General features: G+C 64.2%; 2 protein-coding genes. Both read left to right on the forward strand.

Annotation, left to right across the window (positions count from 1 at the left end):
* A partial coding sequence (locus tag EOA27_RS34705) for an MFS transporter (protein WP_127258536.1) occupies positions 1–738 on the forward strand: 738 nt, incomplete at its 5' end.
* Between the two features lie 280 nt (positions 739–1,018).
* Positions 1,019–1,843, forward strand: an 825-nt coding sequence (locus EOA27_RS34710) for an ABC transporter permease (protein WP_145970770.1), incomplete at its 3' end; no start/stop codon positions are given.

The following is a 1,843-nucleotide window of genomic DNA, read 5'->3' on the forward strand; positions in this document are numbered from 1 at the left end:
GGCCTGCTGCCGACGATAGGCTCCATCGGCATCGGCATCGTGATCGGCTGGTTCGCCGTTCGCCATCTCTTGCTGGCCCGCCATCCGCTGCTCGACCTTTCGGCCTTCAAGGTGCTGACCTTCGCGATCTCAACGCTTGCCGCGGGCACCGTCTTCCGTGTCGCGATCAACGCCACGCCATTCCTTTTGCCGCTGCTGTTTCAGGTCGGCTTCGGTCTGCGTCCGGTCGATGCCGGCCTGTTGGTGCTGGCCTATTTCCTCGGCAATCTCGGCATGAAGACGGTCACGACGCCGACGCTCAGGCGCTTCGGCTTCCGCACCGTGATGGTGGTGAACGGGGCGATCGCATCGCTGGCGATCATGGCTTGCGGCGCGATCTCGCCGCAGACGCCGCAGGTGCTGGTGGCGGCGCTGATGCTGGTCGCCGGTCTTACGCGCTCAATGCAGTTCACGGCGCTGAACACGCTGGCCTTCGCCGATATCGGCGCGCCGCAGCGAAGCTCGGCGGCGACGCTCTCGAGCATGCTGCAGCAGATCTCGATGCTGTTCGGCGTGGCGATCGCGGCGGCGATCCTCAACTTGTCGCAGATCTTCAGGGGCGAAGCCTTGCCCGACCTCGTCGACTTCAGAATCACCTTCGTCGCGATCGGCCTGCTTGGTCTTGCCGCGGCGACGCGTTTCCTGGTGCTGCCGGCGAATGCCGGCGCCGAGGTTTCGGGGCATTCGACGAACAATTGAGGTCGGGCCGGGGGGATTTCGCGGACTCAAATTCCGCCGGCCGCGTCGCCCTCGAACGGGTTCTTCCGCGAGCCGCGTGATCGGGGCAACGAGCCGCCAAAAAGCCCAAGAGTTTCCGCCTATTGCGCCAGTTACGGCAATCGATGCGTCCACTCGGAAAATAGTCGGAGAGGCGCGGTCCTTGAACGCGGATTCATTTGACGAGCCGCTGTCGGGCCGATTAGCTTTCGTGCGGGATGGCGGCTTGCAGGGCCTTGCCATCGGGGCGAAAGACAAAGCGATGAACGCGATCGGCTGGCCGAACTGGAGGCGCCTTAATCAGGAAGGCATTGTCTTTGCCATCGCCATCCTTCTGTTCGCTGCTGCAGCGCTCAGTTTGCCCGGGTTCCTGACCGCCGACAATCTGGTGGCAATCGTCCGGTCGGTGTCCGTGCTCGGCATCCTTGCGCTCGGCATGGCGGTCGTCATCATCGGCCGCGGCATCGATTTGTCGGCGGTGGCGATCATGGCGATGTCGGTCGCCTGGTATCTGCAACTGCTCAACACCGGCACCTCGGATGGGCTCGCCTTCGCCTATGTGCTGGCGGGCGTTTTAGCCATCGGCCTGCTCAACGGCTTTCTGGTCGCCTATGCGGACGTTCCGGCGATCTTCGTCACTTTGGCTACCGGCTCCTTCGTGTTCGGCTATGTGCGCTCGCAACTGATCACGCAGGATGCCGTTCCGGTGCCGCAAGGCCATTGGGTGGAGCTGCTCGGCGGCGTGCGCTTCCTCGACATACCGGTCGAGGTCTTCGTCTTTGCCGGACTGGCGTTCCTGGTCTTCCTGTTCCTGCGCTACACCAAATGGGGCCGCTTCATCTATTTCGCCGGCGACAACCCGGTCGCGGCGCGCAACATCGGCATTCCGGTGCGCCCCATGCTGGTGCTGCGCTACGCGCTTTCGGCGGTGGTGGCGCTGATCGCCGGCCTGCTCACAGCGGCCAGCCTGCATTCAATCAACACGCGCGTCGTCAATTCGACCCTGCTCTACGACATCGTGCTGGTGGCGGTGATCGGCGGCATCGGCCTGTCCGGCGGCAGGGGCGGGGTGCGCAACGTGCTGGTG

The organism is Mesorhizobium sp. M2A.F.Ca.ET.037.01.1.1 (assembly GCF_003998075.1).
In the GTDB taxonomy this organism is placed as follows: Bacteria; Pseudomonadota; Alphaproteobacteria; order Rhizobiales; family Rhizobiaceae; genus Mesorhizobium.